Raw genomic sequence first — 24234 nt, 5'->3', positions numbered from 1 at the left:
CGATCAAGCCAGATGGCCAGCGGATCCTGCCGACTGGGTTCATCAGCCTGCTGAACAACGCGAGCCTCGTGCTACGAACGCTGTGAGCTGAGCCACTTGAAGACAAGCCCTACGACACAGAAGAACAACCCGATCCAGAGCAAAGCGAGCGATCCTGCAGAGGAACGGGAGGCTCCTACGTGGGGAACGTGGGGACTGGTCGGGGTGACCGTGGCAATGGCACTAGGCGTGCGTGTGACGGTTGGGCGCATTGCGGTGGGGGTCGGCGAAGGAGCCAGTGCGGTAGCCGTCAATTCGGCGCGAATCGTCTCAACTGGCTGCGTGGTGAGTGGCATTCGGGTCGGATCAAGCGTCGGGCGGAGGCTAACCATTGCGCCATATGCCTCACGAGGCGGACTGACATGTGCCTGCACCACCCCTGTTCCATCAGCATATCCTCCCGAGGCGATCATCAATACCAGGAGGATCAGCAGAAGGGGGAGGAAGAGACTACGGCTGTGTTGAGACATTCTCTACCACGTTCACCGTGATCATTGCTAGGGGCAACAGATCACCTTGATCAAAAGATGGGTCAGTTGACAACTCGTCAAATGTATCGGCCAGTGCATAGATCTCGTACTCCTGGGCGATGGAGAACGCAAGAAAGTTCGAGCGTTCGGGGTCGGCATTGAGGGTATTAAGATCACGGACTTCGCCCGGTGCCAAGCGATCAACCCGCCAGGTTGAGCCATACTCGGCAATCTCGGGCCAGGCAACGGCCAGCGCCGGTGGTAAATCAGGATCAACATAGAGATCAACCCAGAAGGGTTGGTTGATGGGCATGGTACCAACATTGCGCACCTGAACGAGAATATTGACGTTTTCACCAACCTGCGGTTGTGAAGGCGTAACGGCAACAATCTCGATCTCGATCTGCGCCATAGCAGACACCGAGGTCGGCGTCGGTGGCACAACGCGGGTCGGAGGATTGACGGTCATCGATGGCTCAGGTGGCAAAGGAGGGGCAGTAGCCTCGGCCATGCTGGTCGGCAGCGTTGGAACAGCGGTCGGCACCGGTGTTTGCCCAGCAAGCGGGTCTTGACGCGCAATGAGGTTGCCCACCACAAAGACGACCAACATCACCACACCAAGCAAAAAGAGCAACCAGACCCATAGAACCGGGCCAGAACGTTCTTCCTCAGCCCCCTCATCAGGTGTTACGGGCGAAGAAGTAGCGGGCTTGCCATATGCCCCAAGAGCCTCTTCGAGTGGACTACGGAACGGAGACGTGCGCGGCTGATCATCCCAGGAAGCTCGCTGGTCTTCTTCGGCCATAGGCGGGGCTTCACTGCCCGGGCCAACGAGAGACTCCCCGTCATCGACATCAGCCACCTCGGCGGGCATAGGCGGCGCTACAGACTCTTCTCCTGCCTGGGCATGCGAAGGAGGCGCTTCAGCCGCTTCCTCAGCCACCTCGGCGGGCATAGGCGGCGCTACGGACTCTTCTCCTGCCTGGGCATGCGAAGGAGGCGCTTCGGCCGTTGCCTCAGCTACCTCGGCGGGCATGGGGGGCTCTTGCGTCCTCAGCAGCGCATCAAAGTGAGGATCATCGCCACCAACCCCGGCGAAAGGCACAGGCTCAGGGAGGCCCCGATGTTGACGGAGCAATGCAGGCAAAGTAGCAAGGGGATGCGGCCCGGGAGGAAGGGGCTCGAAGCCGACAGCCAGGCGCACCTGAGCGGGATCAACAATGATCAGCGGGGGATGATGATGAAAATGGCGATAGCTGATGAGGACATTCGTGTCGCCACCGGCACTGCCAACGACAACCAGTGCAGCCATTTCCACCAGAGGATGGAACGGCACCTGATCGTGGCTGAGCAAGGTCACCTGATAGCCAACACCGGTCAGGGTATCAACAAGAAATGCTTGACCATCACTGGCAACATCAATAAGAAAGGCGTCTGATGGCTGAGGGTGACGTGTCATCAGCGTTGCGAAGGCTACTGACCAACTACGTCAACCACTACGGTGACTTCGGACAGGCGTTCTTTGAGCATACGCTCAAGAGGAATAGCACCTTGGTAGCTCACCGCAACCGAGAGCTGCTGATGCTCGTACTCTACCAGACGCGTGCTTTCAATCCCATTGAGGTTACCGATGCGATCAAGCAGATCCGAGGCAATGATAAAGCTCTGCACATTTTTGAAATGCACCATATATTCGGTTTGTTCAGGGGGAGCCGTGGGCGACGCAGGTTCGGCAGATGGCGCGGGTTCAACCACCACCGCAGACTCACCGGACGATGTCGCTTCGACGATCTGCTGAGGTTCAGGATCTGGCTGGAACAGAGGAGCATCGGGCGCAAACGGACGCACCGATGGCTCAGGCCAGTTCGCCCGAACAGGAGGGGGAGTAACAGTCGACGGTGCCTCACTGACACGCGCATACGAGCGTTCAGCTAACTCGGTCTTTTTTTTTGCTTCAGAGGTAGATGCCGGGGGCAACCCGACCGAAGACATTGGCTTGAGCATATTGCTGAGCGAGCGCTGGAGATCCATCAACTGGGCTGACATCTGCTGCGTTTCAGCAAGGATTTGCTCACGCTCGACCTGGGCCTCGCGGATCATGCGTTCGCAATCGGCTTTAGCGGAAGCGCGTTGCTGGGCAACCTCGGCGGCCACCTGTTGGCGTGTCTGGGCGCGTTCTTGGTCGGCCTGATGACGAGCCTGGCTCAGAGCCTGCTCGTGCTGGCGGCGTTCCTCAGCGAGAGCCATACGGAGATCGGCAAGTTCCTGGCGCAGAGCATCGCGCATCTGGATCTGCTCCTGACGCTGACGCCGGTAGCGCGCAATGAAGCGCTCGGTCTCCTGCTCAAGCTGGCGGGTAAACTCACCACCAAACTCCACCGTCTGCTGGATACTCGTTTGAATTTGCTGCTCAAGTGTTTGATAGATCGCCAACCGCTTCTGAATCCACTCACTGAAGCGCTGTTCGTCATCAAACGAACTTTCCTGGGCTGAAGATGGCGGGAGATCAGGTTCAGGAGGCCAGGCAGAGCCTTGAGCCATAGGACAAACCTCGTGGTTGTGCAAACTGGTGCATGCTGTACAAACACCGGGGAGGAGAGACGCTGAACAGCACGATGAACAAGATTGCTCAGGCACATTTGCGGCATCAGACTGCGCAATTTTACGCGCCGCTTTCGGGGGAAGTATAGCGCATTGCGCTGATGATTGTCAAGCGTGGTGTATAATAGCACGCATTATGTGCTCGGTTTAGTTCGCGGAGGCATTATGCAGGCAAACGTCCTGCCCGTTGATGAGTATCCACTCCGTGGGCCGATTCAAATCTGGGATGGGCCTGTCTTTTACCGTGAAACGATTGGTGAGCCAGCGGTTCACCCACCCCTTTTGCTCTTGCACGGGTGGGGTGGCTCATCACGCTACTGGCGCCCGACGATGGCTGATCTGGGCAACGATCGTGTGGTGATCGCCCCTGATTTGCCCGGGTTCGGTGAGTCGCCACCACTGAAGGGTACTGCTACCGCCGAGAATCTGGCTGAGATAGTGATTGCGTTTGCCGACAGGATGGGGCTGGAACAGTTTGACCTTAATGGGCACTCGTTCTGTGCCAGTGTAGCCGTCCATTTAGCGGTGCGATATCCGCACCGCGTGCGACGGCTCGTGCTTACCTGCGTAAGTACGTTTCGCAGTGAAGGCGAGCGGCGCATTGTCGAGCAAGTACATCATATTCTGGCGCTCTGGATGGCGCTACGACGACCGTGGATGGGGCGAGTGCGTCCTTTTTATCGTACGGTTGCGTCACGCTTTTTTTATCGAACGCCCAGTGATGATCAGATCCTCTACGAGAGTTTCATTGACTTTATGAAGATGGATCAGCGTACCGCGCTCGAAACGGCGTCGAGTGCCGGCGATCACGCCATCCATCCAGCAATGGCGTCGGTACGCAATGCGACCCTGGTGATCGGGGCGCGCCAGGATACGATTATGCCACCATCAGGAACCCCTGAAGTGGCACGCCTGATTGCTGATAGCCGTCTGGTCTGGATCGAGCGGTGTGGGCATTTGCCAATGATCGAGCGGCCGAAGGTCTATCATCGGGTGTTGCGTGAGTTTCTTGATTGAGCAGTAGAGGATGGCATGAGCGAAGATCTCGTCCGTTACCGGGCTGAATTTCCGATTACTGAGAAGTACGCCTTTTTGAGCCATGCGGCTGTCTCGCCGCTCAATACACGCATTGTGCAGGCCGTTGCCGCCCACAATCAACTTGCTTCAACCGAGCCACCGATGCGTTTTCTGGGGCAGGTTTTTCAACTGATGGGCGATCTGCGCCAACGCCTGGCGACGCTGATCAATGCCCGCGAGGCCTCCGAAGTGGTGTTGATGCCCAATACGGCGATGGGCCTTAATACAGCGGCAGTCAGCCTGCCGTTGCGGCGCGGCGATAATGTCTTGATTCTCGAAGGTGACTATCCCGCCAATGTCTACCCCTGGCAACAACTGGCCTACAAGGGCGTTCTGACCAAGGTAGTGCCGCAACACAAGGGTGGCCTCGATCTCGACATGCTCGCCGCCCGCATTGATCGCCATACCCGCGTGATCGCCCTCAGCACCGCAATGTTTGCCACCGGCTTTCGCAATGATATCGAGGCCGTCGGCAAGCTCTGCAAAGAGCGTGGGATCTATTTTGTGGTTGATGGCATCCAGACGCTGGGGGCGTTCCCAATGGATGTGCAAGCGTGCAACATTGATTTCCTGGCGGCTGGCTCGCAAAAGTGGATGCTCTCGGCACCAGGGGCGGGCTTTCTCTATGTCCGTCAAGAACTGCTTGATGAGCTTGAGCCAGGGGCGTATGTGGGGGCGTCGAGTGTCGTTGACGCGATGAATTACCTCGATTACAACCTCACTTTCCCGGCAAGCGCTGATCGCTTTACGCTTGGCACACCGAATATTTATGGGGCGGTGGCCCTGCGCGAGTCGGTGATGTTGCTGCAAGAGGTTGGCATCGAGCGGATTCAGCGCCAGGTGCTGACGCATGTGGATACGCTGATCAATGACCTGAGTGAGCGCGGGTATACGTTTGCTGCCGATCCGTCGCCAGCGCATCGCAGTGGCATTGTAGTCATTAACAACCTGCCCGACCCCGATGCAGCCAGCAAGCGCCTTGATGAAGCCGGGGTGATTGCAACGGTACGCGGTGGGCTGCGCTTTGCGCCCCACTTCTACAATACGACCGAAGAGGTACTGAAGGTGGGCGAGGTGCTGGGGGATGCTGTGTAACGAGCAGCACGTTCAATTCCTATCGCTCCAACCCGAAGGCCAGCAAAAGCTGGCCTTCGGGTTGGAGCGATAGGATTGGTCATCTCAGTCACGTAAGCGCAGCAAGGCGCTGCGTGATCACGTCTGCGGCTGCCGCCCAACTCCAGCGTTGCGCCTCAAGCACGGCGGCCTGACCACGGGCGCGGGCTTCGTCGCGATGCAGATGGACGTGGCGCAGGAGGGCCACTAGGTGGTCATGGTCAGGCTCGGCCCACTGCGCGCCACGGTAGAGTGGCTCGTGCAGATCGGCGGGCACCATGCGACGCACGGCGAGCGGATAGCCACAGGCTTCCGTGAGAAAAGCGGTTGGCCCGCTCCAGTCCGTGACGATCGCAGGCACACCGCACGCCATTGCTTCAAGGGCGGGCATACACCAGCCCTCGCCGCGACTCGGCAGCACAAAGCAATCGACACTCTGATAGAGTTCAGCCAGTTGCGGCGCAGTCAGCGCACGGTTGTAGAGGATGCCTACAGGCGGTGCGGGCGCGGGCAAGGCAGCGTGTAACTCACGGAGGGGATTGGTCGCAGGCGTGCGGCAGTCAAGTTTCAGCAGCAAAAGCACCGGATCATCAGGGCGAAAGGCCGCCCGATAGGCCGACAAGAGCAAATCCCACCCCTTGCGCCGGCCCCACTCGAAGACGGAAAGAAAGATTGTACGCTCAGCAAGACGTTCACGCGCAGGCGCGGGGCGAAACGTCGCCAGATCGACGCCGAGCGGCACTACATGTACCGGGCGCGTCACGCCACTCGCACGGAACATCGCCGCCCCCCACGCCGTCGGCGTCCAGACCTCGTCCATCAGATTGGCCTGGGCTACCCAGGTTGACGGCAACCGATCAACCTCAAGCATCGTAAAACCAAGGCGATAACGACCACTATTCTTGGCAAAGAGATCGCCGCGACCATAGACCACCTGGGGCACATCGAGGCGCAGGGGCAACGCTTGCAACGCAGCGATCTGCGGATCGCCGACCCCAAAGAGGGTGGCCTCACGGTCATCTGAGTCGAAGAGATAGAGCGGGCGCACAGCACGCCCCTGGTCGCGCAGCGCAAGGACAAGCGCCCGGGACGAGCCACTATAGCCGGTGAGTGACGTAAACGACGAATGCCAGACAAATTCGGTCACGCCTCACGCTCCAATGCTTGTACACGCGCCTCGAGGCGCGCCCGAGCGGCCCGTTCTTCATCCAGATGGGCCGTCAGGCTATCAACAACGCGCACCAGCGAAGCATGGAACGCACTCGTCTGGGCCAACTCGGGGCCAAGCAACCACCAGGCCAGACGCGTGCGGAGGCGAGCAACAAAACCGTGCGCGGGAGGCGGGCGAAGCTCGCACTGCTCGCGCAGGGCCACCAGTTCACGGGCAAGAAACGGATCGCGCAGCGCGAGCTCAGTCAGCGTTGGCAAGGACGCGAGCGCAGGGTGATCAGCGTGCAAAGCACGTTCAACAGCGACGAGCAGGGGTTCGTTCTGGGTATCAGGGACAACAAACAGAGGTTGGGGGTCAAACTTCTTCGTCACAACATCTCCTCGGCCCTGGTTATGAAGAGTGTGGCCTTAACGCCTTAACGTCGTACCTGCTATACTATAACAGTCCTTGCAGCCTTGTAAAGCTGCTGAGGCGTCTAGCAAAGAGCCAATGAAAGTGCAATGTGGTATACTTACGCTATCCTCGTTTCATCAATAAGAGCGTGCTATTGACACGCAATGGGGGCTATAATTTTCTGAGTAATATAACCTGGAGGAAGCGGATCTTATGTCAGGATTGAATGGAGTCAAAAAACGCCTCCGTGCAAGCTTCCGTGCGCTAGCAGGAGTTGAGCCTGTTGCGATGCCGGTTCCATCAGGTGCCCTTTTGATACCACCCCCGGTTCTCTCAAGCACCGTTTCAAGTGCCGAACCGCCCCTATCCAGCGAAGAAGTCCCTCCCAGCGAAGAAGTCCCTCCCAGCGAAGAAGTCCCTCCCAGCGAAGAAGTCCCTCCCAGCGAGTCTGTGCCTACCACACCTTTCGAGATAGGGCGTTGGCTCGCCGCATCGCGGTACCTCCACGGTGAAGGACTTGAGATCGGGGCACTCAATCAACCGTTACGAGTTCCACCCACAGCCCATGTCAAATATGTTGATCGGATGTCAGTCGCCGATTTGCGTACACACTACGCTGAACTGGCACATTTAGATCTGGTTGAACCAGACATTATTGACAACGGTGAAACATTAACAACCATTGCCAGTGAGTCGCAAGATTTTGTGATTGCCAATCATTTCCTTGAACATTGCGAGGATCCCATTGGCACGATCAAAAATCTGTTACGTGTCTTGAAGCGCGGAGGCTTCCTCTACCTGGCTGTTCCCGATAAACGCTTTACCTTTGACCATGAGCGCCCGTCAACCAGCATTGAACATCTGTTGCGTGATCATGCCGAAGGATCGGCCTGGTCAAAGCATCAACATTTTGAAGAGTGGACTCAATTTGTCCATAAAGTCGAAGGGGAAGAAGCGATTGCCCAACACGTCACTTTTCTGTTGGATATAGATTACAGCATCCACTATCACGCCTGGACGCAATTTGAATTGCTTGAGCTTCTGGTAATTTTAAGGCGCGACTTTACATTGCCATTTGATATTGAAATGACGCTCAAAAACGAGCTTGAATTTATTATGATTTTACGCGTCATTTAATCACAGCCCAGGCTTAACCTAAGGCTGCAGCAACATCGTGGGCCTGGCGAACGTAAGCCTGGGCGATGGTCTGTTGCACATGAGCAAGGATATGTTGCAGATGCGTGCTCACACCAGGCTCATCTGGATGGAAGAAGGCACGCGCCTCACAGAGTTCATGCACCGTGTCACGGGTGTCAGCATATGCTCGCCGAAGGGCACGCGCTTCGGGTGAGGCAAGCCTGGTCGCCAGGTAGGTTGTTTCGGCAGGCAGAAAGCTTCTGGTTAACTGATCGACCGTGAGGTGTTTGAAGAGGTATCGTAGGCGACCGCGGTGATAGTAGGTCATGCGGGTGACTTCGTCGCGTGTCGAGTGTGACTCTTGATGGGCGAGCGTCGCCGCCGAGGCATACACCAGCCGGTAGCCAGCGCGGGCGAGCCGCCAGCAGAGATCGACATCCTCGTAGTACGCGGGCCAGAAGCCTTCATCAAAGAGACCAACGTCAACGAGCGCTGCCAGGCGCAACGCCAGCGCCGCCCCGGTCAGCACCTCATAGTCACGAGGCAACTCATACTGGCCCTGATCAGGCTCGCCCCACCCAACATGGCGTACCAAGCCCAACGGCCACTCCAGCAGCGCCCCGGCATGCTGCAGGCGTCCGTCAGGGTAGCGAATCTTGCTGCCAACGGCTGCAACCTGAGGCTCATCGAGGGGAGCCAACAAACCGGCCAGCCAGCCTGGATCAACCAGGGTATCCTGGTTGAGCAGGACAGCAATGTCAAACGGGGGCGAGGCGGCGAGCAAGGAGCGCAGGCCCACGTTCATCCCTCCGGCAAAGCCAAGATTGTGTGGATTCGTCAGGATTTCGACTTCGGGGAAGGCGGCGGCAACCCGAGCGACGCTCGCATCGGCAGAGGCATTATCCACCACCAGAAGCTTGTCGGCAGGGCGCTGCTGGCGCAACAGAGCGGCAAGGCAGGCGCACAGAGCATCGGCAGCATTCCAACTCAAGACCACAACAGCCACCCGCACCGGCGTTACTCCTTACTGGTGGGGGGAGGTGGAACCTCCCCGCGTTGCAACGCCTCCAAGCGCAAGACAGCATCCTCGAGGCCCTGGAGTTGCATCGCAAAGGCTTCGATCTGGGTTTTGCCAACCCGAGCCAGATGATCAGTTACTTCGGCCTGGGCATAGACAACCTGAATATGCGCTGCAAGCAGCGGCATGACGGGGCGCACGAGCAGATGCGCCAGGCGTCTGCCAAGGTGCGCCAGGAAGGGCGTGCCAGGGGCAGGTTGCTGCAACTGATGCCAACGTTCTTCCAGCAAACGCACGGCTTCATTGCGTTGCGCAACTGGCGAAGCCGCCGTTGGGCGTACCGGCTCACGGAGAAGAGGAACAAGAGTTCGGGTACGCACAGGCTCACGGACAAAACGCAGGATTGGCTCAATCAGGTGCGCCCATTGCAACCGTGATGCCAGGGCGTGCGCCCGAATCGCCTGTTGTGACCGCAACTCAGCATCCTCAAGTAACTGCACAAGGGCCGCACTCACAGCAGTCGGATCTTCAGGAGGAACAACCAAGCCAACGCCTTCGGCACGGATCAATTCGGCCGCTGGATCGCCGTCGCTCAAGAGACTCGGGCGGCCCACCCAGAAATGATCAAGCACCCGCGAACGCACCGCCGCATAGCGGGTCTCGAGGTGGTCACGATGCAACGAAACAAAGAGATCCGCCTCAAGCAACAGATCGGCGCGTTGGGCATAGGGCAGCCATTCGTCATAGAAAAAGACGTGGCGATCAAGCAACCCAAGGCGAGCCGCAAGCGTACGTGCCTGCGCCCCTGCCTGCATTGGCAGCGCATGTCCAGGGTGCCGCCCCGCCAGAAAGACCAGCCGCACCTGAGGCAACGCCTCGGCAACCGCCGGCATTGCCGCTACCAGCGTCTGCGGATCCATCCAATCCCACAGGCCGCCACTCCAGAGCACCAGCAGATCATCCGGGCCAATACCAGGCACCACACCGCGCAACCCTGGCCCCTGGCGAACAGGAGCAGCCGCAGGGAGGCCAAACGGCACCACATCAATGAGGCGACGAAGATCGGGATCGTGGTCAGTCAAGGTGGGCGTCACCCGGCCAGCGAGAAGCAAAGCACCGATATAGAGATCCCGCTGACGCTCAGTGGCGCAGAGAAAACAATCCCCGGTGGCTAACTGACGCTGGAAAAGCGCCACATCACGCTGGTGGCGCAATGAGCGTTCCGCCGCTGAGGCAGTGCGGAAGAGTTCAAGATTTTCGAGCATGGTGGGATCATAGAGATCGATGAGCAAAGGCACATCAAGCTCAGCCAGTTCAGGATGCGCCTCAAGCAGATGCCCATTGAGCAACACAACCGTTGCACCAGCAAACCAGGGGGCAAAACTAGCTGGCTCACCCGGTGTATAGGAACCGAGTTGCAAACCAGGCGGTGGGGGCAAATCGATCTGATTAGGCGCAACGAGGGTTGTTGGCACGTGGCCTGCCAGGGCACAGGCAAGCTCCCAGGCGCGGATACCCGGCCCGGCCATGCGCGATCCTACAACATCGTGGCTCAACATCAACAACTGCATCATATTGGCAAGGTCAGGCTAATCGCTTCGAGAGCCACATTAAATCGAGGTCATAGCGTACCTGTTCACACTTCTCCTGGGAGCGCGGGCGGCTCACCCGCATCGAGACCAGCGCGGGCGAGCCACCCGCGCTCCCAGGATGGTGCTTTACCCCAAGTCTGAACAGATACGTCATAGCAGACAGAGGGGCTACCGCTGTCGGGTCAGCAACTTGAGCAAGCGCATCACACGGCCCATCTCGATCCGCTCGATATGGCGTTCAAGGTGGGCAATATGCTGATTTTTCTGGTTCAAGGCGGCGTCAAGTTGCCGCGCATAGTGATCAAGCGCGACGAGTTGTGCTTGTTTCGCCACGAGCACTTGCGGATCAAGCCCGACTGGGGCCGGGCGTTCGGTTGCACCATGATCGGGTGCCGTGCGACGCGGTGCATCACAAAAAGCTACCAGCGGTTGAGCAACCGCGTCCCAGGTGAACGTACAAGCCACGCCATCGCTTGACGCAGCCATAGCCCTGCATTGCGCGCGATCGTGATAGAGTTGGTGAAGGGCCGCGCACCAGCCATCAAGATCGTAGGGCGCAACACAGATCGCGCCCCCCGCCTGCGCGATCTGCTCCCCCAGACTATCACCCAGCGAACAGACGATCGGCAGACGCGCCCAGAGATAATCGAGCAGACGGGTGCGAAAGGCAAAGTGGGTCTCGATCCCAGGCATATGCGCCGAGACGCCAACATCAGCTTCGCTGAGATAACGACCGCGTTCGGCATAGGGCACCCAGGTATCAAGCATGATCACCGTCTCGTTGAGCACCCCAAGGTGCGCGGCCAATTCGCGCACAGCCAGACCCTCGGGCGTCACAATCGGTGGGCCATCAGGATTAGGGCGAGCCCCGGCAAAGAAGCAGAGCCTGAGTTGTGGACACGTCTCACGGAGTTGCGCAACGGCACGTACGACAAGCTGCGGATCGAACCAATCCCAGAGACCACCGGCCCAGATCAAGAGAAACGCATCCTCGGGAATCGCCGGATGCACCCCACGCAGAACAGGCTGATCCCGACGTGGCGGTTGAGGATCGAGGCCACTCGGCACAAGATCGATCAAACTGCGCAGATCATCATCAGCCTCAGCCACCAGCGTTGGCGTCATACGACCAAGCACACTCAAAGCCCCAAGCCAATAATCGCGTTGCACCGCAGTCGCACAAAAAAAGAAGTCCCCCCGCTCGAGTTGCGCCCTGGTACGAGCGACAAAGCCCTGCGCCTCAATCGCCGCCGTCACCGGATCGACTTGGCGCACTAGATGCAGACTCTCGAGGATCTGAGGATCGTAAAGGTCGATGGCAATCGGTTGTGAGGCAGCCAACAATTCAGGATGGCGCGAAAAGACAAAGCCCTGCCCAACAATCACCTCGGTGTCAGCGACCGCAGCGGCAAGATCGCCCGCACGGCCTGGCTGATACGCAACAACCGCATAGGGCAGCGACGAAGGCCTACTGCCCTCGGGGATCGCAAGGGTCACCTCGTGTGTACGTGCGAGCACGCGCGCCAATTCGAGCGCACGAATACCTGGCCCCGCCATTGATGGACCGACCACATCGGTACTCACCATCAAAACACGTGTCATATTACTCCTGGGGTAGCTGAGGCTCTGCATCAGCATCGTGACCAGCGGGCAACGCACGTTCAGGGGGTAGAAGATCACGCACAAGCGCCCCCATCGCTTGCGCAAAGGTCGCAGCGGTAAAACGCTCTTCGTAGCGCACACGCGCGGCACGACCGAGGCGTTGACGGAGCTCGGGCGCACTGATCAAGCGAGCCAGACTCGCAGCCAATTGACCCGCATCATCAGGCGGTACAACAAGGCCTTCTTGTTCATGGCGCACTGCTTCGGTCACACCACCAACATCGGTCACGACCATCGCCTTGCCACAGGCCATCGCCTCAAGGATCGAGACAGGCAACACCTCGTCACGCGAAGGCAGAACAAAGATATCGGCCTGGCGCAGATAGGTCAGGGTCTGATCGCGGTTGAGCAACCCGATAAAATAGACATTTGGTTCAGCCGCGAGATCGGCGCGTACCTGGCGATAATAGTGTGGATCGTGAATACCACCGATGAAATAGAGTTCAAACTGGGCACGCACCGCCGGGGGCAACTGCTGGAAGGCTTTGACAACGAGATCCTGGCCTTTGCGGGTCTCCATACTGGCGATCACCAGCACCATCAGCGGTTCTTCAGGATCGCGAGGCCGGTCAGGCTCAAAGGGAAGATCAGGCACTCCATACGGCAGCGGCGTGGGAAGTTGACGTGAAGTAAACCCGCGATAGAGGGCTGCCGTCGCTGCGGCGGGGAAGATCAAGCGATCGGCAAGAGACAACGCCTCACGCGGGGCCGCCTCGCTCTCCATCAACGCATACCCCGAGCGCGACTCGTGGATCCACCAGGCCGAGGGAACCCCCATTACGTGGGCGGCCAGGATAACCCGATAGCCGAGGATCGTATTGACGAGCACCAGATCATAGTCACGCACCATGGTAGCCGCCACCAGGGCATCATCATAGAGCAATGGATTGACCTCGACCGGGATGCCGGCGGCCTCGACCACAGCCCCGAGTGGCCCGGGCTTGACCGAAGCCATCGTCACCTGATAACCCTGCGCGGCAAAGTGCTGCGCAAGTTGGAAGAGGATCAGCGGTGCTCCAGTGAACGAGAGTTCGTGCGAGCAGACGAGGAGGCGTGGTGCGCTGCTTGATCCTACCGGCTGTGCAGGAAGACGTGGCTTGAGCAATTGCTCGGCAACTGCAGCCAGTTGGACAGGGTCATACGTCTTCGTCAAATGAAACGTTGAGACAAGCAGCGCCATCCGCTCGATGATTGTTTCACCGGCGGGATCGGCAATTGCGGGACGGCGCTGCACCGGTGAAAGATGCGGGCTAAAGTAGGGATCGCCCGCCAGAATGTGCGGCAACATCTCAAGCGTGGCCCGCAGGATATCGGCAAAGGGCAAATCGAAACCACGTGAAGCACCTTCGTGGTGCAACAACGAGGCGTGCGGCGTATAGACAACGCGCAGACCGTGCTGATGGGCGGCAAGACAGAAGGTCAGATCACTATAACCGACACGGTAGCGTTCATCAAAGCCACCGATGGTTTCAAAAACATCGCGACGCATCATCATGCAGGCACCCGTAACGGCCAGCAGATCGCGATACCACTCGGAGGAACCAAAGGGGCCATACGTCGGGGTCACATCGCCATCAAAGAGGTGGCTCCCGTGGCCTTCCACACCAATCGCGATCCCCGCGTGCTGCGTCGTACCATCAGGGCGGATCAGCTTACAGCCAACCACCCCAACCTCGGGGCGTTCGGCCCAACCGACCAGTTCGTGCAACCAGTCACCGGCGCGCACCTCGGTATCATTATTGAGGAAGAGCAGCAGATCGCCGCGCGCCTCGGCGGCCCCAAGATTGTTGGCTCGCGACCAGTTGAACGTTTCCGCAAACGGAACGACGCGCACCCGACCGTCGGCCTTGAGTTGCTCATAATAGGCCAGCGTACGCCCATCCACCGAGCCATTATCAACAATGATCACCTCATACTTAGGGTAGGTTGTGGTGGCAAAGATCGAACGAAGACATGCGTGTAGCAACTCGTAGCGATCGCGATTGGGAATAATGATCGAAACAAGTTTAGCTGACACAGGCCAGACCACCCGCAGGTCACTCACATTGAGCCGCACCACCTCGGCGGATGAAGCGAGACCACGCGAGAGATGATCACGCAGCGCACGCTCCTGACCCGCCAGCGCCCACGGCTTGGCATTGGCATCACGCGAAGCTGAACCAGGCATCTGACGCCAGTGGTAGAGCACCCGCGGAAGATGATAGATCGCCCTGGTACGCTCGCTGCAACGCAACGCTAAATCCCAATCCTGGGCACCGTCAGTGGCCGGGTTGAAGCGCCCGGACGCTTCGACCAGACTCCGGCGGAAGACCCCGTGCATCAGATAGTTGGTCGAGAGCAACAAATCGGGCGACCAGGCCGACGGTTTGAACCAGGGACTATGCCGTGTCGTCGCGTCCTCACTGAGCTTATCTTCATCATAGTAGACGATATCAGCCTCTGGATGGGCATTGAGGGTTTGCACCACCTGAAAGAGCGCCTCGGGGGCCAGTGTATCATCGTGATCGAGGAGCAGGATAAACTCGCCCGTCGCAAGGGCAAAGGCTGCATTGGAATTCGCACTAATGCCCTCATTCTGTGCGAGGGTCGTCAAGCGCACGCGGGGATCAGTTGAAGCAAACTGCTGGAGCAACGCACGCACCTCTGGCTCGGTCGAAGCATCGGCGAGACACAACTCCCAGCGATCATAGGTCTGCATAAAGACCGACGCAAGCATCGCCTTGAGGGCTTCTGGAGCAGGATTATAGACCGGCGTAACCATGCTGATCAAAGGACGATAGGCCAGGTGATACGCCTGCTGCCGCTGGGCAATCAACGTAGCCGCATCGGGCTCATGGGCCACGATCCAGCGTGCATAGACCGACGCAGGATCAGAAGGCAAGGCCACTGGTGCAGGAGCCGATTCAGGCAGTGGCGATGGCGACGGTGGAAGCGTAGGAGTAGACGAAGAAGCAGGCGGGAGAATCGTACCACTCCGGCGCAAGCGTCGCATTAGTGACATCAACCGTCCCTGCTCAAACGCCCGCACCAGACTTTCCAGCCAGGCGATATACTCATCGCGATGCGTGAGCTCAGCTTCAAGGTGATGGGCATAGGCCTGGGTTTGACTCAGCGTTGGATCAGTGCGGAGATCGGCAAGATCCTCACGCGCCATCGCCCGGATCAGATCACGCTGCTGGCGCAAAAGCGCTTTGCTCTGCTTGAGTGCAGCGACTTGCTGGTGCAGGTCACGGAGTTGTGCCTCAAATTCTTGGTTCTGCTGCGAGGCTTCATTATAACGCTGGAGGGTCGCGTAATGACGACGCTGTTCATCCTCATAATGCTGGAGGGTCGCGTAATGACGACGCTGTTCATCCTCATAGTTCTGCTGAGCCTGCACATACAACGCATTGAGATCGCGCAACTGATCGCGCTGTTCCAGACTCAACGCTCGCAGGTCAGTGGTCTCTTTCCACAACTCCCAGAAACGGCGCTCATATTCACGCACAATGCGTGCGGTCGGTTCGTTGCGACGGCGGAAGCGCACCGCCCAGGGTGTAATGAATGCCGCATTAAAATCAACGTCGCGGTAGAAACCGTGACGCGCAAAGAGGAAAGCCCAGTATTCCGGGGAATTGACGTTGAAGTGGGTGACTTCTTTATAATCAAACGGCGAAGAGGAGAAGAGGATATCGTCACTGTGGGCACAGAAATTCGCCACCGCACGCTCGGACTCTTCTTTTGGCATATGTTCGAGGACTTCGATGCAGACGATCAGATCATAACGACGTTCAAAGGGTTCAGCGACCGAACCAACCCGAACATAGGGCTTGACTGCTTCGGGGGCATTGGCAATCGCAAATTCTGAAATATCAATTCCCTCGGCGGCGACCCCTCGCTCACGCAATTGTTCCACCAGCAACCCGAGGGCACAGCCTGCATCGAGGACATCGCTGGGCGCAATCGCGGCAACGATTTCGTCGGCGATCTCACCAAAAAAATTCGTCCAGTGATCATCACGCTCATACGGTCTTCCGCAGCCTGTCGCAAAATAGAACTTATCGTACAAGCTCTGCGGATTCTGTTCCGCCATCCCGCTGCTCCTTCTCACGCATCACAACGCCAAGTGCCGCGCAACGCCAGCATCCCGTACCGCTCACGTCCGGCATCATTATGCACAACAATCTGATAGAGTCGGTCATGCAGGTCAAAGACATGCAACTGGGTGCTATCAACCACCGCAACACTAAGGCTATAACGCCCGGTCAGAAGAGGTAGATCATGGACGGTGTAATCAAGAAAACCCTGGCCCATGATACGTGGGATTGCAACGCTGTCAAACCCGGTATTCGGGCCACTAATCCAGATTCCGCTTTCGTGGTAGATACCCACCCCAAACACCGGATCGGTGATCGGCTCGTGGGCCTCGTAATGTATACGTATTGTCAGAGATTTTCCGGTGTGAAAGACCGCCCGTTCTTCACCGGTCTCGTCAAGCAATTGAACCCGGACAAGCTCAACTTCGCGTGTTCCCCGCCGAAAGAGGCTCTCGGTCGCTTGGGGAGCATCCTCGCTCTCCTCGCCCTCACGGATACGCTCATTCTCGAGGCGAATCTTTTCTTTCCGGTTGACCTCGGCGAGATAGGCATCAATGACTATGCCTGCGGGTCCATCGGCACGCTGTTCGCCGTGGTCAAGCCAGACGGCCACATCGCAGAGCGAGCGCACAACTTCGAGGGCGTGCGAGACAAAGATAATCGTCTTGCCAGCCCGTCGAAAACCATAGATGCGTTCCATGCATTTGCGCTGGAACGCCTCATCGCCCACGGCCAGCACCTCGTCGGTGATCAGGATATCGGGATCAACTGCGGTCGCGACAGCGAAGGCGAGGCGCGTATACATGCCCGAAGAATAGTGCTTGATCTCGGTATCAATGAAAGGGCCAATATCAGCAAAATCGACAATCTCTTCGAGCTTGCGTTCCATCTCGCGCCGCCCAATCCCCATCAGCGACCCGTAGAGGAAGACATTTTCGCGCCCATTCAACTCGGGATGAAAGCCACTGCCCAGTTCAAGCAGCGCGGCAATGCGCCCACGGGTACGCACGTGCCCACTTGTTGGTTCAAGAATCCGCGTAATCAGCTTGAGCGCCGTGCTCTTGCCCGCCCCATTATGCCCAACCAGACCCAGCGACTGCCCTTCATGAACGACAAAGTCAACATCACGCAACGCCCAGAAGACATCGCCAGGGGGCCGCGGGCGCACCAGACCAATCACCCGCTCTTGCACGGTCTTGCGCTGATCTTTGTGCAAGACAAAGCGCTTGCTAACCTGGTTGAATTCAATGACAGGGCTCAAATCTCTTCCCCAAAATTGCGACTGACGCGCTGAAACACCCAATAGCCGACAGCAAGGATCACGAGCGCCATCACACTCACACGTAACACGCTGCTCAACGCGGGCAACGCGGGCGTCGGGATCTGCCCGACGGCAACAACATTACCATATAGAATTTCACGATAAAACTCGATCAGTGACGCCATTGGATTGAACCAGCGCACCAGGCGTACCGCCAATCCTTCGCCAAAGACCCCAAGCGGATAGATAATCGGCGTCAGGAAGAACCAGATATTCATGATGATGCCGATGAGGTGGACAACATCGCGATAGAAGACCGCCGCCGAGCCGAGCAGCATGGCAAACCCCACAAGCATGATCGTCTGGATAAGCATGAGCACAGGCAAATAGGCAAACGACCAAGAAAAATTGAGTCGTCCGATGGTCGTCAACTGCACCACCGCCATAACCAGAAACATCATCGGCAACGAGAGCACAAAGTTGATCAGGCTCGAAAAGACCGTCACCAGCGGCAAAACCTCGCGAGGAAAATAGACCTTCTTGATCAGCGCAGCGTTGTCAATAATGCTGCGGGTACCACCAATAATCGACTCGGCGGTATAGTTCCAGGGCAACAGCGCGACGATAATAAAGACCGGAAACATGGCGATGCTACTGGGCAGCAGCAGGCTAAAGACAATCACATAGACCAGCATCATGCCCAGGGGAGCGAGTTGCGTCCAGAGGTATCCAAGCGCACTGCCTTTATAGCGCGTGCGCAGATCGCGGAGGGCAAGGTTGCGGATCAGTTCACGATACCCCCAGAGTTCAACAGCTTTGGTGGTAATCCCGGCACTTCGCTCAACAGCAACCCCGGAGATCCCAAAGGTGAGACCAAAGACCATCGCGAGGGCAATCAAGTGCGGAACATACCGTGGCTCAGAAGTTGCTGGCAGGGGGGCCGGAACAGCCCAGACACTAGCGGGAGTCGTTGGATCAAACCGCACATCATAAGTCACGACGACATAGTTGAGCGTCGCCTGAATAACGCGGAGGCGCACAATGGCGCGATCACGCTCGGCGAGCTCAACGGCGGCAGCGGGATTCGTTGCGGCACAGGTCACCAGCGCAGTCTCGCGAGTCGCAGTGACATTGATCCCATCGGTACCACAGAGGGCATCAAGGGTCGCATTGCGCGTATTGATGGCAAAACGCCAGAGATCATAGCGGGCTTCGAGCGCACGGGCCACATCCTGGAGTTCCTCTTCAGAGAGGGTCGCAAGATCGCGGGGCGTGGTAACCGGCTCAAGCTCGCGTGACATCGGGAAGGCCTGCGTACGAATAATCTGGCGTAGCAACTGCGCAAATGCATCAGGCTCAGTGGATATAGCTTCAGTTGACGTGGACAACCAGAGCTCCCAACCAAGCATATTGCGCAAGATTTCGCGACCACCTGCGGCACGAATCTGGCGCACCAATTCTTCGGCCCCAGCATTCGCAAGAGCCTGCGCCTCACCTGCGGTTGACCCGACGCCACGCACCAACACCACGCCAGGCTCATCAGGAATGAAATCAACCCGATAATTGGGAAGCCCAAAGCGCACATCGCCACGGGCGAAGGAACGCTGACGCAAGACCTCATGAGCATCGCCGATCGCAATGCTGAGGCCAGTCACATTCGGGCCAACCGGATTATAGATTGCGCCATAGCGCTCGAGATCAAAATGGGTCTGCGCCGTCGCATAATAGACAACCGGCTGAGCGAGTACCCGCGGCACGGCAACGGCAAGAGCGCCCACGACAGAAAGCAGCACCCAGAACCATTGATAGAGCCGCAAGCCCAGGACAACTCGATTGAGCAGAGCAAGACGATCAAAGAAATTCACATTACTATCCGCATACGTACTGCTGTTCCAGCAGGAAGATCAAGCGTGACCAGGGCGGCGGCGGGCCACCAACCCATCCGCCACGACAAACGCCCACGCACGGTTTCAAGCTCGGCATCTTCGACAAAAACCTGTTGCGTTGCCGCTGGCACATGTAACGTCAAGCCTGGTAAAGCGGTTCGCGTTGGATTGGTGAGTTGCAGATGAAGCTCGCCACGCTGCTCATCAAGCACATCAGCCTCAACGCGCACCTCAGCAATGGCCGCATACCAGGTCGTTATTTCATCTAATGGTGCAACCCAGAGGCGAATATCATTCGCCACGCGGGTAGCCACCCGTTGCCACGAGGCAAGCTGTTCAGCGCTAACCACCTCTTCGGTATGCGCCCAGAAGTCTATCATACCACCAGTCTCGACGGCTCGTTCAATTTGCACCAGAGCGAGGCTTGTGCGCGCTACCGTCAGGTAAAAATCGGGACACGCCATCATGCGCCCCTCACGTCCGGGCAACCAGCATGGGCACGGATGGAGCACAACGCCGTCTTGATCAACCTCCCAGAGACTATACTGGGCCTGGTTACTGAGACGAGTCACACTGGTGATGCCTGCCAATTCCAATTCATCCCACGAAGCATCACTCATGCCAGCGCTGCTACTCCATGGGAACGCGAGCGAACGAGCGGGGGGCACACCCCGTTCTGCCGCGAGATTATTCCAGGTCTGGAGATCGAGGCGCCAAGTGACTGGATCAACGAGGCCGCCGTGGAAATGGCTAAAGGTATGACTCTCAAGCGTATGTCCGGCCTCACGCAACGGCTCGATCACATCCCCAAAATACCACTCGGGATGGGTCTCAACCGTGCCAAAAGGGTCATCGGCAAACCAGGGCGTTGTCGTCCAGCGATCCGAAGTCCAGCCATTGGCCTGGGTCGCCCAGGAAAAGATCGGATTGCCGAGAAACTGGCGCTGTTCGCGGTTGCCGAGCAAAAAATTGTAGCCGGTCGCATAATAGGTCGCCCGGATCGCGAGTGGGGCAAAGATAGCCATGGTTGCCGCAAGGCCCTCGCGCATCCGTCGCGCCCGGAGCAAATAGTCTTGATCAACATTTGGGTCGCCAATCGAACGCGAATGAACCAAGCCCCCCATCGCCGTTTCCCAATCAAAGGTAAAAGCGACAGCAGCCCGACGACCTGCCGGCCAAGTTGCAAGCCGAGGGAGGAAAAATGTCTCGACGGGGGCAACAGGGGTACGTGATGCGCAGGCAGCCAGCAAGGAGCCGCCAGCCAATGCCCCGGCGAGCCGCAAAAAGCGACGCCGTGAGAGGAACCCTGCTTGCTGGCCTGGTCTGATTTGTTTCATAGGCTTACTGGTCACAACAGCGTGGATCGGGCGTGGCAGCCAGTTGCGCCAGGGCAACCCCGCCATGGCGGACACGCAGGCGGTCAAGGTAGATGCGATCATCTGAGGCCGGCGCAAACCGGATGGTCAGGCTCGCTGCCTCAGCAGGGGCCTCAAAACTCCCCAGGATCGGCGACCAAGCCCGTGGAGGTTGTTCAGGTGTCCAGAGCACCACGGGCTGCCAGAGGGTGTGGTCGGTCTGGATAGGCTGGTCGGCCTCATCGTACCAGTGAAACGTAACGCGCAGACGAGTAGACGAGCGCTGGATCGAATCGGTCAGGGCAAACCCCGACACACAGTAGCGCACACCGGGTTGTACCGGCACAGCGGGTGTCTGGAGGTAATTGCCAATGCCGATCACCTGCATCGCACGGCCATCGCCATCAAGATCAAAGCCCTGACCATCAACCGCCGGGCCACGCAACTCGACGCCACCGGCCCGGCGGTTCCAGCCATCAGGGAGTGTCCCGGGCAGACTCACGAGGGCAAAGTCAGCATTGGGCAACAACTCACGGGCAACAAGCGGGTTGCAACGAGCGGCCCGTTGCTGAAGGTAGAGCAGCGCACCCAGCGCACCAACTGCGAGGCAAAAGATTGTCGCGCCAAGCAGGAGTCGTCGTGAAACCATCACTCTTTCCAGCATCGGTATCCAGCGATACACGGCACATCGCTAAGACGAGGAAATAGGAAATAGGAAATAGGAAATAGGCCAAGCGCATCAGGACGCGATGCACACCTCCGAATGCTAAAGGAGGCTGAAACCTTGTCTAAGGGTCTATTGCCAGCATATGATTGTAGCATAGTTTTTAGAGCTTACGCCGGGGCCATAGGCTTTCCAAGGATTTCACCTATGCTGACACGGGCTTGCTGATCCGGCAAAACGCCCCATTCGTGCGTACCAATTCTTGTTGCGCATCAGGACGGGCGGCCCAGCACGCGCATGTGGTGAGGGTGTCGGCTAGTCAACTGGGCCTCCGGGCCGATTGGGTGTACCCGCCGGCCCCCTACTTGTCGTTCCCGCGCACGCGGGCACCCAGAGCGGGGGCAGGGCGCAACGGAGATGGCGCAACACCTCCGAAGGCGGTGATACCCGCTGGCCCTCCACTGCTCATGGCAAGAGAAACCCTTTGAGGCTTAGGGCTGAGGCAACGTCCACCTGACCGGAACACCGTCGGGCTGAAGCCCGCGGCTACGGGTCGCGAAGGCCGCCTGCGCGGCCGCATCCAGCCCGCGCAGGCGGGCTTTGTACGCAGGAGCCGAGCCGTTTACGGCGACGGCGACCCTGGAGAACTGACGTTGCCTCAGCCCTGCATTGAGCCCCCCCGAAGGGCGTAGCCCTGAATGTCAGTGGTATAATGACGTGGTGAACGAGGACAAGACAGGTACCAGGAGGATCTATTGTGATGCGACACGTGCGCGCCCTGATGCTGGGCGTCGCCCTGATCGCGCTCGTAGTGGCTGGCGTTGGCTATGCTGCGTTGAATGAACTACGTGCCCCGGCTGACCCGCGTGGTGAGCCGGTTGAATTTGTGATCAGGCCAGGAGCAAGTACATCTGAAATAGCGACCCAGCTGCGGAGTCAGGGGCTGATTCGTCAGCCGATACTTTTTACATGGCTCAGTCGCAGCCAGGATCTCGATGGGCGCCTGCAGGCCGGGCGTTATGTGTTGAGTCCGACGATGACGATGAGTCAGATCACCATTGCTTTACAGACCGCACGGATCGAGGATATGCAGGTAACCTTCGTCGAAGGGATGCGCCTCGAAGAGATTGCCGACACGCTCGAAGCGGCGGAAATTGTTGAGGCGACCGCTTTTTTGCAAGCGGCCCGCGATGGCGCACGCTTTCGTAACGAGTTCTTCTTGCTGAGTAGCTTACCTGATGGGGCGAGCCTGGAAGGGTATCTCTTCCCTGACACCTACCGCTTTCCGCAACAGGCGAACCCCGATGAAGTGGTTCGACGGATGCTCAATCGTTTTGTTGAGCAATATGCAACCATCGAGCGCAATGTCCAGGTTCCTAATGTGAATGTGCATCAACTGGTCACGATGGCCTCACTTGTGCAGCGCGAGTCGGCTCTGGTTGATGAGATGCCTTTGATCGCCGGGGTCTTCTGGAACCGACTCAAGCCCGAGAATGCACCAATTGTCGGTGGCGGGTTGCTTGGGGCTGATGCAACGATCCAATATGCGGTAGGCTATAGTACCGTTGAACAAACGTGGTGGCGCAAAAATCTGACGATGACCGACCTGCAGATTGAGAGTCCGTACAATACGCGGTTGCGCCCCGGTCTCCCGCCAGGCCCGATTGCCTCGCCGGGGCTTGATGCGCTACGAGCGGCCGCGCAACCCGATGATGCAGACGGTTATCTCTTTTTTGTCGCCAGTTGCGAACTTGATGGCTCACACAATTTTGCGGCCTCATTCGCAGAATTCTTGGAGTACGAGGCCGAGTGGTTGGCCTGTCAGTAGCCCAGACATGGCTTCTGGTCAGGGCAAAGGATCGAGGATGCAAAAAATTATCTTAATTGGCGACCCGGTAGCCCACAGCCGCTCCCATCTGATGCACAATGCAGCCCTGAAGCACCTGGGCCTCGCGATCCGCTATGAGGCGGTGCATACACCTGCCGCCGAGCTTGCCGCCCGGATTGCGGCCCTCCGTGGCGCTGAGTACCTCGGGGCGAATATTACGCTGCCCCACAAACAGGCGGTGATGCCTTTCCTAGACGGGATTGATGAACTCGCTGCGCAGATCGGGGCGGTCAATACGATTTATAAGAGTCCAGCCGGTGAGTTGATCGGCACAAATACCGACGCCCCCGGGCTGATGGTCGATCTCGCCGCGTCCGGGTTTGCGCCCGAGGGGCGCCTGGCGGTGATCCTGGGGGCCAGCGGGGCCGCCCGCGCCGCAGCCTTCGGTCTCGCCGAGGCCAGAGTTGATACGCTCGTGGTTGCGAACCGTACGCCCGAGCGCGCCGAGGAGTTGCTGGCTGATCTGTTGCTGACGACCACCGATGATGAAGGCTTGACGGCAACCGGCGAACCACCCCCCTCACTGATTGCCCTGGGCCTAGACGATCCCGAGCTGACCGAATACCTGAGCACCTGCGATCTGCTGCTCAATGCCACCTCACAGGGCTGGCATGGCGACGAAACACCGCTGCCCGATCCGCCTGTTGGTCCGCACACCCTTGTCTATGATATGGTCTATCGCCAGACACGTTTGCTGCAGGAAGCGGCAACCCGTGGGGCCCAGATCCGTGATGGGTTGGGCATGCTGGTACATCAGGGCACGATCGGCTTTACCCTCTGGACGGGACGTGAGGCACCGTTGGAGGTTATGTGGGCGGCGTTGCGTTAAGT

18 protein-coding genes are annotated in these 24234 nt (G+C 58.4%); 5 read left to right on the top strand and 13 right to left on the bottom strand.

Going from position 1 to position 24234, the window contains the following annotated elements; genetic code table 11:
* Positions 1 to 71: 71 nt before the first annotated feature.
* The 3 genes from EKD05_RS01730 to EKD05_RS01720 are packed head-to-tail and all read right to left on the bottom strand — an operon-like array spanning position 72 to position 3050.
* Positions 72 to 509, bottom strand: a complete 438-nt coding sequence (locus EKD05_RS01730; protein WP_129670591.1) for a hypothetical protein — start codon at positions 507 to 509, stop codon at positions 72 to 74.
* Positions 490 to 1968, bottom strand: coding sequence for a hypothetical protein (locus tag EKD05_RS01725; RefSeq protein WP_129670590.1), 1479 nt, complete (start codon positions 1966 to 1968; stop codon positions 490 to 492). The genes EKD05_RS01730 and EKD05_RS01725 overlap by 20 nt, the downstream gene beginning before the upstream one ends.
* A gap of 14 nt (positions 1969 to 1982) precedes the next feature.
* The gene (locus EKD05_RS01720) at positions 1983 to 3050 is read right to left on the bottom strand and encodes a hypothetical protein (protein WP_129670589.1); all 1068 of its coding nucleotides are present in this window, start codon (positions 3048 to 3050) and stop codon (positions 1983 to 1985) included.
* Positions 3051 to 3275: 225 nt separating this feature from the next.
* On the opposite strand from EKD05_RS01720, the gene EKD05_RS01715 reads away from it, so the two are divergent.
* On the top strand, positions 3276 to 4127 hold the full coding sequence (locus EKD05_RS01715; RefSeq protein WP_129670588.1) for an alpha/beta fold hydrolase: 852 nt from the start codon (positions 3276 to 3278) through the stop codon (positions 4125 to 4127).
* 15 nt (positions 4128 to 4142) lie between these two features.
* Positions 4143 to 5282 carry an aminotransferase class V-fold PLP-dependent enzyme gene (locus tag EKD05_RS01710; protein ID WP_129670587.1) on the top strand — a complete coding sequence of 380 codons (1140 nt, stop codon included), beginning with the start codon at positions 4143 to 4145 and terminating at the stop codon, positions 5280 to 5282.
* An 88-nt stretch (positions 5283 to 5370) separates the two neighbouring features.
* Here EKD05_RS01710 and EKD05_RS01705 read toward each other — a convergent pair whose 3' ends face one another.
* Positions 5371 to 6447 carry a glycosyltransferase gene (locus EKD05_RS01705; protein ID WP_129670586.1) on the bottom strand — a complete coding sequence of 359 codons (1077 nt, stop codon included), beginning with the start codon at positions 6445 to 6447 and terminating at the stop codon, positions 5371 to 5373.
* Positions 6444 to 6842: a hypothetical protein gene (locus EKD05_RS01700; RefSeq protein WP_129670585.1), complete on the bottom strand. Its 399-nt coding sequence runs from the start codon at positions 6840 to 6842 to the stop codon at positions 6444 to 6446. Before EKD05_RS01700 ends, EKD05_RS01705 begins: the two co-directional genes overlap by 4 nt.
* A gap of 235 nt (positions 6843 to 7077) precedes the next feature.
* Here EKD05_RS01700 and EKD05_RS01695 point away from each other — a divergent pair, with 235 nt between their 5' ends.
* On the top strand, positions 7078 to 8001 hold the full coding sequence (locus EKD05_RS01695) for a methyltransferase domain-containing protein (RefSeq protein ID WP_205703840.1): 924 nt from the start codon (positions 7078 to 7080) through the stop codon (positions 7999 to 8001).
* A gap of 13 nt (positions 8002 to 8014) precedes the next feature.
* Here EKD05_RS01695 and EKD05_RS01690 read toward each other — a convergent pair whose 3' ends face one another.
* The 8 genes from EKD05_RS01690 to EKD05_RS01655 all read right to left on the bottom strand — a co-directional run bounded on the left by EKD05_RS01690 (position 8015) and on the right by EKD05_RS01655 (position 21500).
* Positions 8015 to 9013, bottom strand: a complete 999-nt coding sequence (locus tag EKD05_RS01690) for a glycosyltransferase family 2 protein (RefSeq protein ID WP_129670584.1) — start codon at positions 9011 to 9013, stop codon at positions 8015 to 8017.
* A 5-nt stretch (positions 9014 to 9018) separates the two neighbouring features.
* Positions 9019 to 10578, bottom strand: a complete 1560-nt coding sequence (locus tag EKD05_RS01685) for a glycosyltransferase family 4 protein (RefSeq protein WP_240695578.1) — start codon at positions 10576 to 10578, stop codon at positions 9019 to 9021.
* A 201-nt stretch (positions 10579 to 10779) separates the two neighbouring features.
* Positions 10780 to 12213 carry a glycosyltransferase family 4 protein gene (locus EKD05_RS01680; protein WP_129670582.1) on the bottom strand — a complete coding sequence of 478 codons (1434 nt, stop codon included), beginning with the start codon at positions 12211 to 12213 and terminating at the stop codon, positions 10780 to 10782.
* A gap of 1 nt (position 12214) precedes the next feature.
* On the bottom strand, positions 12215 to 16345 hold the full coding sequence (locus EKD05_RS01675; protein ID WP_129670581.1) for a glycosyltransferase: 4131 nt from the start codon (positions 16343 to 16345) through the stop codon (positions 12215 to 12217).
* A 14-nt stretch (positions 16346 to 16359) separates the two neighbouring features.
* Positions 16360 to 17610 (bottom strand): ABC transporter ATP-binding protein, encoded by a 1251-nt coding sequence (locus EKD05_RS01670; RefSeq protein WP_129670580.1) that lies wholly within the window; start codon positions 17608 to 17610, stop codon positions 16360 to 16362.
* Positions 17607 to 19475 (bottom strand): ABC transporter permease, encoded by a 1869-nt coding sequence (locus tag EKD05_RS01665; RefSeq protein ID WP_129670579.1) that lies wholly within the window; start codon positions 19473 to 19475, stop codon positions 17607 to 17609. Before EKD05_RS01665 ends, EKD05_RS01670 begins: the two co-directional genes overlap by 4 nt.
* Entirely contained in the window at positions 19472 to 20833 is a 1362-nt protein-coding gene (locus tag EKD05_RS01660; protein WP_129670578.1) for a hypothetical protein, read from the bottom strand. Before EKD05_RS01660 ends, EKD05_RS01665 begins: the two co-directional genes overlap by 4 nt.
* 4 nt (positions 20834 to 20837) lie before the next feature.
* A complete protein-coding gene (locus EKD05_RS01655; protein ID WP_129670577.1) occupies positions 20838 to 21500 on the bottom strand; it encodes a hypothetical protein in 663 nt (220 codons plus the stop codon).
* Positions 21501 to 22275: 775 nt separating this feature from the next.
* Between EKD05_RS01655 and mltG the strand changes: the two genes are divergently transcribed.
* Both mltG and aroE read left to right on the top strand, forming a co-directional pair.
* Positions 22276 to 23343: an endolytic transglycosylase MltG gene (mltG, locus tag EKD05_RS01650; protein WP_129670576.1), complete on the top strand. Its 1068-nt coding sequence runs from the start codon at positions 22276 to 22278 to the stop codon at positions 23341 to 23343.
* Between the two features lie 37 nt (positions 23344 to 23380).
* A complete protein-coding gene (aroE, locus tag EKD05_RS01645) occupies positions 23381 to 24232 on the top strand; it encodes a shikimate dehydrogenase (protein WP_129670575.1) in 852 nt (283 codons plus the stop codon).
* The last annotated feature ends 2 nt before the right edge of the window (positions 24233 to 24234 follow it).

The organism is Candidatus Chloroploca sp. Khr17 (assembly GCF_004138165.1).
Taxonomy (GTDB): Bacteria; Chloroflexota; Chloroflexia; order Chloroflexales; family Chloroflexaceae; genus Chloroploca.
The sequence above is the reverse complement of the archived record's forward strand: the minus strand, read 5'-3'. Positions and strand labels throughout refer to the sequence as shown.

Excerpts from the sequence above, each read along its gene's own strand:
- EKD05_RS01675 (WP_129670581.1), bottom strand. The coding sequence starts at position 16,345 with ATGGCGGAACAGAATCCGCAGAGCTTGTACGATAAGTTCTATTTTGCG.
- EKD05_RS01710 (WP_129670587.1), top strand. The coding sequence starts at position 4,143 with ATGAGCGAAGATCTCGTCCGTTACCGGGCTGAATTTCCGATTACTGAG.
- EKD05_RS01715 (WP_129670588.1), top strand. The coding sequence starts at position 3,276 with ATGCAGGCAAACGTCCTGCCCGTTGATGAGTATCCACTCCGTGGGCCG.
- EKD05_RS01655 (WP_129670577.1), bottom strand. The coding sequence starts at position 21,500 with ATGGTTTCACGACGACTCCTGCTTGGCGCGACAATCTTTTGCCTCGCA.
- EKD05_RS01680 (WP_129670582.1), bottom strand. The coding sequence starts at position 12,213 with ATGACACGTGTTTTGATGGTGAGTACCGATGTGGTCGGTCCATCAATG.
- EKD05_RS01725 (WP_129670590.1), bottom strand. The coding sequence starts at position 1,968 with ATGACACGTCACCCTCAGCCATCAGACGCCTTTCTTATTGATGTTGCC.
- mltG (WP_129670576.1), top strand. The coding sequence starts at position 22,276 with ATGCGACACGTGCGCGCCCTGATGCTGGGCGTCGCCCTGATCGCGCTC.
- EKD05_RS01660 (WP_129670578.1), bottom strand. The coding sequence starts at position 20,833 with ATGAAACAAATCAGACCAGGCCAGCAAGCAGGGTTCCTCTCACGGCGT.
- EKD05_RS01695 (WP_205703840.1), top strand. The coding sequence starts at position 7,078 with ATGTCAGGATTGAATGGAGTCAAAAAACGCCTCCGTGCAAGCTTCCGT.
- EKD05_RS01720 (WP_129670589.1), bottom strand. The coding sequence starts at position 3,050 with ATGGCTCAAGGCTCTGCCTGGCCTCCTGAACCTGATCTCCCGCCATCT.
- EKD05_RS01730 (WP_129670591.1), bottom strand. The coding sequence starts at position 509 with ATGTCTCAACACAGCCGTAGTCTCTTCCTCCCCCTTCTGCTGATCCTC.
- EKD05_RS01685 (WP_240695578.1), bottom strand. The coding sequence starts at position 10,578 with ATGTTGAGCCACGATGTTGTAGGATCGCGCATGGCCGGGCCGGGTATC.
- aroE (WP_129670575.1), top strand. The coding sequence starts at position 23,381 with ATGCAAAAAATTATCTTAATTGGCGACCCGGTAGCCCACAGCCGCTCC.